Here is a 7,728-nt window from a genome sequence, read left to right as displayed (position 1 = left end):
GGGACCATGCCCCGCTGCGGGCCGCCATCGCACGATTCGCCGACGCCGCGGGCCTGCGTGCCGGAGCAGCGCCCGCCGACGCGGAACTGCTGACCGCCAGGGAGCAGCAGGTGCTCGACCTCATCGCGGAGGGGCTCAGCAACCGTCAGATCGGGGAGCGCCTGTTCATCAGCGTGAAGACGGTGAGCGTGCACGTGTCGGCGGTGCTGCGCAAGCTCGGGGTCAGCACGCGCACGGAGGCGGCGCTCACGCGGCAGGCCCTCGACCCGACGTCGGGCAGGTCCGCCGTGGTAGCGTGACCGAGCACGCGTGTCGGATCTTCCGGTGCGGTGCAGGCCGCGTCAGCGGCCGGCTTAACAGAAAGTAGAAAACACATGGCCACTGGCACTGTGAAATGGTTCAACGCGGAGAAGGGCTTCGGCTTCATCGCTCCTGATGACGGCACGGAAGACCTCTTCGCCCACTACTCGGCTATCGCCGGCTCCGGTTTCAAGGAGCTCCGCGAGAACCAGAAGGTCGAATTCGACGCTGAGCGTGGCCCCAAGGGCATGCAGGCGGCGAACATCCGCGCTCTCTGAGCGTGCGCTGACTTCCTGAAGCCGGTCGGATCCATCGGATCCGACCGGCTTTTCGCATCCCTCCGGACCTCCGTGCGGTGTCATCGAATTGAGGATGACCTAACTTCGGGTTAGATTAGGCGAGGCTTACCAAAGGCCGGGCGCGTTCTCGTGCCGCCACCCCTCCTCCCATCCCGAAGGGAACGCCTGTGCGCATCTCTCGCCTGCTCGCCATCGGCGCGGCCGCCGCGCTCGCCGTGTCGCTCGCCGCCTGCTCGTCCTCGGCCCCCGAGTCGACCTCCTCCTCGGGCGGCAACCCCGCCTCCGACGACGCGTTCCCCGTCACGATCGAGCACGCCTTCGGCGAGACCACGATCACCGAGAAGCCCGAGCGCGTGGCCACGGTCGCCTGGGCCAACCACGAGGTCCCGCTCGCGCTCGGCATCGTCCCGGTCGGCATGAGCAAGGCCACCTGGGGAGATGACGACGACAACGGCATCCTCCCCTGGGTCGAGGAGAAGCTCGACGAGCTCGGCGGCGACACCCCGGCTCTGTTCGACGAGACCGACGGCATCGACTACGAGGCCGTGGCCGACACCGAGCCCGACGTGATCCTCGCGGCCTACTCCGGCCTGACGCAGGAGGAGTACGACACGCTCTCCAAGATCGCGCCGGTCGTGGCCTACCCCGAGGTGCAGTGGGGCACGTCGGTCGACGACATGATCGAGATGAACGCCACCGCGCTCGGGCTGAAGGACGAGGGTGAGGCACTGATCGATGAGCTGCACGCCGACGCCGACACCGCGCTCGAGGCCCACAGCGTGCTGAAGGACAAGAAGGTGCTGTTCGCGTACTTCGACCCGAGCGACCTCAGCACCATCGGCTACTACACGGCCGCGGACACGCGCCCCGGGTACCTCCACTCCCTCGGCCTGCCGTTCCCCGCGATCGTGGAGGAGAGCGTGGGCAGCGACAAGTTCAACCTCGAGGTGAGCGCCGAGGAGGCGCAGAAGTTCGACGACGTCGACGTGCTGGTCACCTACGGCGACGACACGACCCTCGCCACCCTGCAGGCCGACCCGCTGCTGTCGAAGATCCCCGCGATCGCCGAGGGCCGCGTCGCGATCCTGCCCAATGCCACGCCCATCGCCGCCTCGGCGAACCCGTCGCCGCTGTCCATCCCGTGGGGCCTCGACGACTACCTGGCGATCCTGGCCGCACCGCTCGCGCCGTAACCGCGTCGCACCACCGCCGAGAGTCACCGTGATCTCCGCACCCGTGCTCGCACCGGACGCCGCCGCCCTGCGGCGCCCGGTGCTGGCGCGCACCCTCTGGCTGTGCGCCGGGGTCGTGGTGCTGCTGGTGCTGGCGGTGCTCTCGGTGTCGTTCGGGGCACGCGCGGTCTCCCTCGACGACATCCTCGCCGCCCTGGGCGGACAGTCGGACACGATCGGGCAGGCCGCGGTGATCAAGCGCCTCCCGCGCACGGTGCTCGCGCTGCTCGTGGGCGCCGCGCTCGCCCTCGCCGGGGCGACCATGCAGGCCGTGACCCGCAACCCCATCGCCGAGCCCGGCATCCTCGGCATCTCGAACGGGGCGTCGTTCGCGGTCGTGCTCGGCATCGCGTTCTTCGGGCTGAGCAACCCGTACGGCCAGATGGCGTTCGCGATCGCCGGCGCCGCGGCCGCCGCGGTGTTCGTCTACGCCGTCGGGTCGCTCGGCCGCGGCGGCGCCACCCCGCTCAAGCTCGCCCTGGCGGGCGCGGCGACCTCGGCCGCGTTCGCCTCGCTCATCAGCGCGGTCATGCTGCCGCGCGTCGATCTGCTGCAGACCTTCCAGTCGTGGCAGATCGGCGGGGTCGGGGGAGCCGAGTGGCCGCGCATCGCGATCACCGCCCCCGTGCTCGCGGTCGGCGCGCTGCTGTGCTTCCTGACCGCCCGCGGCATGAACTCTCTCGCACTCGGCGACGACATGGCCACGGGGCTCGGCGAGCACGTGGCGCGCACGCGCGCGGTCTCGGCGCTCGGCTCGGTGATCCTGGCCGGAGCCGCGACCGCGGTCGCCGGGCCCATCGGCTTCGTCGGGCTCATCGTGCCGCACCTGTGCCGCCTGCTCGTGGGCACCGACCACCGCTGGCTGCTGCCCTTCTCGGCCTTCGCGGGAGCGGCCCTGCTGACCGCGAGCGACATCGTCGGCCGGGTGATCTCGCCGTCGTCGGACGAGATCCAGGTCGGCATCATCACCGCGATCATCGGGGCGCCGTTCTTCATCTGGATCGTCCGCCGACAGAGGGTGAGGGAGCTGTGAGCGCCACGGAGCACACGCTCGTCCGCGCGGAGGAGTCCGCGGCCGCCCGCACGGCCAGGGTCATCGCCGGACGCCGGGCCCGTCACCGCCGGCACGCGCTCGTCACGGTCGCGCTGGCCGTGGTCGTGCTCGCCCTGTTCACGGTCGCGCTCATGGTGGGCAACACGTTCTATCCGCTCGACGAGGTGATCCGCGTGATCCTGGGCGAGACCGTGCCGGGGGCGTCGTTCACCGTGGGCGACCTGCGGCTGCCGCGGGCGATCCTCGCCATCCTCGCGGGGCTCGCGTTCGGCATGGCCGGCGTCACCTTCCAGACCATGCTGCGCAACCCGCTCGCCTCCCCCGACATCATCGGGATCTCGCACGGCGCCGGGGCGGCCGCGGTCTTCGGGATCGTCGTGCTCTCACTCAACGGCCCGATGGTGTCGCTGCTCGCACTCGCCGGCGCCCTCGTCACCGCGCTCGCGATCTACCTGCTCGCGATCAAGGGCGGCTTCGCCGGCGCCCGACTGATCCTGATCGGGATCGGGGTCGCGGCGATGCTGCAGAGCGTCATCGCCTACCTGCTCTCCCGCGCCGCGAACTGGGACATCCAGACCGCCATGCAGTGGATCACCGGCAGCCTCAACAACGCCTCGTGGGAGCGGGTGCTGCCGATGGCGATCGCCGCGGTCGTGCTGGTGCCGCTGCTGCTGACGCAGGGGCGGGCCCTGGGCGCGCTCCAGCTGGGCGACGACTCCGCGGCCGGCCTCGGCGTGCGCGTCGGCGTCACCCGCGTGGTGTTCATCCTCGGTGCCGTCGCGCTGCTCGCCGTCGCGACCGCCGCCACCGGCCCCATCGCGTTCGTCGCCTTCATGGCGGGACCGATCGCCGCCCGGCTCACCGGACCCGGCGCGACCCTCCTGCTGCCCAGCGGTCTCGTCGGCGCGGTGCTGGTGCTCGCGGGCGATCTCATCGGCCAGTTCGCGCTCGGCACGCGCTACCCCGTCGGCGTCGTCACCGGGGTCGTGGGCGCGCCGTACCTGATCTACCTCCTCATCCGCACCAACCGCACCGGAGGCTCCCTGTGACCGCCGCCCACACCCTGTCCGCCGAGGGCGTGACGCTCTCCTACGGCGACCGCACCGTGGTCGAGGGGCTCGACCTGCAGATCGCCCCGGGCAAGATCACGACCATCGTCGGCGCGAACGGCTGCGGCAAGTCCACCCTGCTGCGCGCCCTCGCCCGGCTGCTGTCGCCCGTGGCCGGCCAGGTGGTGCTCGACGGCACGTCCGTGCACACCCGCCCGACCAGGGAGGTCGCGCGCATCCTCGGGCTCCTCCCGCAGTCGCCCGTGGCCCCGGAGGGCATCGCGGTGGCCGACCTCGTCGGGCGCGGACGCCACCCGCACCAGCGGGCGCTGTCGCGCTGGAGCGCGCACGACTACGAGGTCGTCGCCGATGCGCTCGACGCCACGGGCATCAGCGACCTCGCCGACCGCAGCGTCGACGAGCTCTCCGGCGGACAGCGTCAGCGCGTGTGGATCGCGATGGCCCTCGCGCAGGAGACCGACATCCTGCTGCTCGACGAGCCGACCACGTTCCTCGACGTCGCCCACCAGGTCGAGGTGCTCGACCTGCTCACCGACCTGAGCGTCGCCCGTGGCACCACGATCGTGATGGTGCTGCACGACCTCAACCTCGCCGCCCGCTACGCCGACGAGCTCGTCGCCATGAAGGACGGCCGCGTGCACGCCACGGGGTCGCCGCAGGACGTGGTGACCGCCGAGCTCGTGGAAGAGGTCTTCGGGCTGCCCAACCAGATCACCGTCGACCCGGTCTCCGGGAAGCCGATGGTCACCCCCATCGGAAGGCATCATGTCCGCTGAGACGACCACGACCGAACGCCCGACCTACCTTCTCACCCGCGCCGAGGTGCGCGCCGTGGAACGCGTGTCGCCCTCGTTCGTGCGGGTGACCCTCGGCGGGGACGACCTGCGTGAACTGGGCACCCCCGGCGCGGTGTTCGACAGTCGCATCAAGCTCGTGTTCCCGCCCGCGTCCGGGGTGCTGCCCGAGATCGACCGCTCCACGGACGACTGGTGGGGCTCCTACCTCGCGGTGCCCGAGGCCGAGCGCGGCGCGATGCGCACGTACTCGGTGCGCGAGCTGCGGGTGGCCGCCGACGACACGACCGAGGTGGACGTGGACTTCGTGCTGCACCTGGAGCCGGGGCTCACCGGGCCCGCATCGCGGTGGGCGAGCGCGGCCGCCGTGGGGCAGGAGCTGTGGCTCGTCGGTCCGCGGCGCGGGGTCGTTCCGCACGGCGGTGCCGAGTACCGCCCCGGTCGCGCCGACTCCGTGGTGCTGGCGGGCGACGAGACGGCCGCCCCCGCGATCGCCCGCATCCTGGAAGACGCGCCGCGCGACCTCCGCGGCGTCGCGTTCATCGAGGTGCCGTCGCCGGCCGACGTGCTGCGCATCGACCCGCCCGCCGGGGTGGAGGTGCACTGGCTGCCCCGCGACGTGGGCGAGCCGCACGGCCTCCGGCTCATCCCCGCGGTGCTCGGCTACCTCGGAGACGCCGACGCGACCGACGAGATCCGGGTGAAGGACGTCGAGACGGAAGACCTGCTGTGGGAGACGCCGGAGTACTCGGGTCTCGGCGAGGACATCGACCCCGCGACCGCGACCCCGGTGGAGCGCTACTTCTGGATCGCGGGGGAGAGCGGCGTGGTCACGACCCTGCGCCGGCACCTGGTGAAGGACCTCGGCATCGACCGCCGCCAGGTCGCGTTCATGGGCTACTGGCGCCGTGGCGTGGCGATGCGGGGCTGACGTGACCGCGACCGACGGGCGGCCCGCCCTGCAGGGCGACTCCCTGGTGCTCGGCTACGGCCGCTCCCGCGTGGTGCACGACGTGTCGCTGCGCCTCGCCCCCGGGCGGGTGACGGCGCTGATCGGCCCGAACGGCAGCGGCAAGTCGACCGTGCTGCGCGCCCTCGCCCGCCTGCACCGCATCGACGGCGGCACGGTGCGCGTCGGCGGGGACGAGCCGCGGGATGCGGCCGCCCTGTCGGCGAAGGAGTTCGCGAAGACCGTGGCGATGCTGTCGCAGTCGCGTCCCCACCCGTCCGGCATCGAGGTGTCCGACGTGGTCGCGTACGGGCGGCACCCCCACCGCGGTCGCTTCGCCGGCATCACCGAGGCCGACCGGGCAGCCGTGGCCCGCGCGCTCGCGCTCACCGGGCTGTCCGACATGGCCGCCCGCCCGGTCGACCAGTTGTCGGGCGGAGAGCTGCAGCGCGTGTGGCTGGCGACCGCGCTGGCCCAGGACACCGGGGTGCTGCTGCTCGACGAGCCGACCAACCACCTCGACCTGCGCTACCAGGTGGAGACGCTCGACCTGGTGCGCGAGCTCGCCGACGACCACGGCACCGCCCTCGGCGTGGTGCTGCACGACCTCGACCACGCGGCCTCGGTGGCCGACGACGTGGTGCTGCTGCATCGCGGGCGCGTGCACGCCGCCGGGACCCCCGTCGAGGTGCTCACGGGCGAGAACCTGTCGGAGGTCTACGGGCTGCGCATCGACACCGTCGTCGACGACGAGACCGGGCTGGTGCGCGTGCGACCGCGCGGCCGCCATCACGCCCGGCATCGCGCCGGCACCGCACTCTGATCCACCCCCACCCCTGGAGGAACACCCGATGAAGAAGACCCCCCTGGCCGTGCTCGCCCTCGGTGGTGCGCTGACCCTCGCGCTCGCCGGGTGCGGCACCACGCAGACGCCGTCCGCCTCGGACGCCGCAGCGCCCGTCTCGACCAGCGAGGGCTGCGCGGACGACGCGACCGCGACCTCGACCGGTGCCGTCTCGGTGACGGACGACCTGGGCCGCACGGTCGAGCTCGACCGGCCGGCCGAGCGCATCGCGGTGCTGGAGTGGCAGCAGATCGAGGACGCGCTGACGCTGTGCGTGGCCCCGGTCGCCGTCGCCGACGCCGAGGGCTACTCCACGTGGGTGTCGGCGGAGGAGCTGCCAGAGGATGTGGTCGACGTGGGCACGCGGCAGGAGCCGAACCTGGAGACCCTGTTCGGCACCGACCCCGACCTGGTGATCGTCGAGGTGCGCGGGACGGACGACCCGATCGTGGCCCAGCTCGAGGAGTACGACGTGCCGGTGCTCGCGACGGTGGGCGCCGATGCGAAGGACCCCATCGCGAAGATGCTGAACACGCTCGACCTGATCGCGCAGGTCACGGGCCGGGAGGAGCGCGCCGACGACGTGGCGGCCGAGTTCCAGCAGCACCTCGACGACGCGAAGGCCGAGCTGGCGGACCGCGAGCTCGCGACACGCGACTTCGTGTTCTTCGACGGCTGGGTCGACGGCGGCAACGTCGCCCTGCGGCCGTTCGGCCAGGGGTCGCTCGTCGGAGAGGTCGGCGAGCAGCTCGGACTCGTGAACGCCTGGACCGGGACGGTCGACCCGGTGTACGGCCTGGGGCAGACCGACGTGGAGGGCATGACCACGGTCGGCGACGCCAACCTGTTCTACACCGGTACGGAAGACCCCGACTCGGAGAACATCATGGACGCCCTCGCCGACAACCCGGCCTGGACCTCGCTGCCCGCCGTGGCCGACGGCCGCCTGACCGCGTTCCCCGCGGGCATCTGGACGTTCGGCGGCCCCCGCTCGACCGCGCAGATCGTCGACGGCTTCGTCGAGGTGCTCTCGAAGTGACCGAGACCCTCCGCCTCGACGACACGACGGATCCCGCGGCGCCGGAGCGTCGCGCGACCGCCGTCTCCGTCGAGGCGGAGGGCCGCGGGCCGAAGGCCCTCCTGACGGGGGTCGGGGTGCTCGTCCTGCTCGCGGTGCTGCTGGTCG

General features: G+C 72.3%; 9 protein-coding genes. All 9 read left to right on the top strand.

Translation table 11 applies throughout. The annotated features are described in order from the left end of the window. Nucleotides 1–299: response regulator transcription factor (locus DW309_RS15315; RefSeq protein ID WP_136045869.1), on the top strand; the 299-nt coding region annotated here is incomplete at its 5' end. A 75-nt stretch (nucleotides 300–374) separates the two neighbouring features. After that, on the top strand, nucleotides 375–578 hold the full coding sequence (locus tag DW309_RS15310) for a cold-shock protein (RefSeq protein ID WP_025104028.1): 204 nt from the start codon (nucleotides 375–377) through the stop codon (nucleotides 576–578). A 188-nt stretch (nucleotides 579–766) separates the two neighbouring features. Then, nucleotides 767–1,792, top strand: coding sequence for an iron-siderophore ABC transporter substrate-binding protein (locus DW309_RS15305; protein WP_136032707.1), 1,026 nt, complete (start codon nucleotides 767–769; stop codon nucleotides 1,790–1,792). Between the two features lie 28 nt (nucleotides 1,793–1,820). Next, nucleotides 1,821–2,864 (top strand): FecCD family ABC transporter permease, encoded by a 1,044-nt coding sequence (locus DW309_RS15300; RefSeq protein WP_240753258.1) that lies wholly within the window; start codon nucleotides 1,821–1,823, stop codon nucleotides 2,862–2,864. Then, nucleotides 2,861–3,934, top strand: coding sequence for a FecCD family ABC transporter permease (locus DW309_RS15295; protein ID WP_136032712.1), 1,074 nt, complete (start codon nucleotides 2,861–2,863; stop codon nucleotides 3,932–3,934). Before DW309_RS15300 ends, DW309_RS15295 begins: the two co-directional genes overlap by 4 nt. Beyond that, entirely contained in the window at nucleotides 3,931–4,731 is an 801-nt protein-coding gene (locus DW309_RS15290; protein WP_136032714.1) for an ABC transporter ATP-binding protein, read from the top strand. Before DW309_RS15295 ends, DW309_RS15290 begins: the two co-directional genes overlap by 4 nt. Then, the gene (locus DW309_RS15285; RefSeq protein WP_136045867.1) at nucleotides 4,721–5,680 is read left to right on the top strand and encodes a siderophore-interacting protein; all 960 of its coding nucleotides are present in this window, start codon (nucleotides 4,721–4,723) and stop codon (nucleotides 5,678–5,680) included. The genes DW309_RS15290 and DW309_RS15285 overlap by 11 nt, the downstream gene beginning before the upstream one ends. A gap of 1 nt (nucleotide 5,681) precedes the next feature. Next, complete coding sequence (locus tag DW309_RS15280; protein ID WP_136032718.1) at nucleotides 5,682–6,521, top strand: ABC transporter ATP-binding protein; 840 nt, start codon at nucleotides 5,682–5,684, stop codon at nucleotides 6,519–6,521. A gap of 28 nt (nucleotides 6,522–6,549) precedes the next feature. Continuing rightward, nucleotides 6,550–7,581: an ABC transporter substrate-binding protein gene (locus DW309_RS15275; RefSeq protein WP_136045865.1), complete on the top strand. Its 1,032-nt coding sequence runs from the start codon at nucleotides 6,550–6,552 to the stop codon at nucleotides 7,579–7,581. Nucleotides 7,582–7,728: the final 147 nt, after the last annotated feature.

Origin of the sequence: Microbacterium sp. K41 (assembly GCF_004794395.1) — a bacterium.
In the GTDB taxonomy this organism is placed as follows: domain Bacteria; phylum Actinomycetota; class Actinomycetes; order Actinomycetales; family Microbacteriaceae; genus Microbacterium; species Microbacterium sufflavum.
This window is presented reverse-complemented; position numbering and strand designations above follow the sequence as displayed.